At 70.6% G+C, this 310-nt stretch carries 1 protein-coding gene; it reads left to right on the forward strand.

What is annotated here, in order from left to right:
• Position 1: 1 nt before the first annotated feature.
• Positions 2-310: DUF2637 domain-containing protein (locus V9U70_RS00010; protein WP_336672307.1), on the forward strand; the 309-nt coding region annotated here is incomplete at its 3' end.

The following is a 310-nucleotide window of genomic DNA, read 5'->3' on the forward strand; positions in this document are numbered from 1 at the left end:
GATCGTGGGCGGCGCGATGCTGTTCTCCATCCTCACGGTCACCCCGCTGATGGAGCGCCACAGCCCGAAGGGGTGGGAGTGGACCGCCCCGATCCTGCCGCTCGTCGTGGACGCGGCGGTGGTGATCGTGGTGCGGCTAGATGCGGTGCTGGCCGGGATGGGCGGGCACGGGGGCCGGTGGCCCATCGCCCTGCGGTGGATGACCGGCTTCATGACCCTGGCCCTGAACGTCGCGGACTCCGCGCTCAAGAAGGACCTGGTCGGGGCCGCTGTCCACGCGGTCGCACCGCTCCTTCTGATCGTCACCGCA

The organism is Streptomyces pratensis (assembly GCF_037137275.1).
In the GTDB taxonomy this organism is placed as follows: Bacteria; Actinomycetota; Actinomycetes; order Streptomycetales; family Streptomycetaceae; genus Streptomyces; species Streptomyces pratensis_B.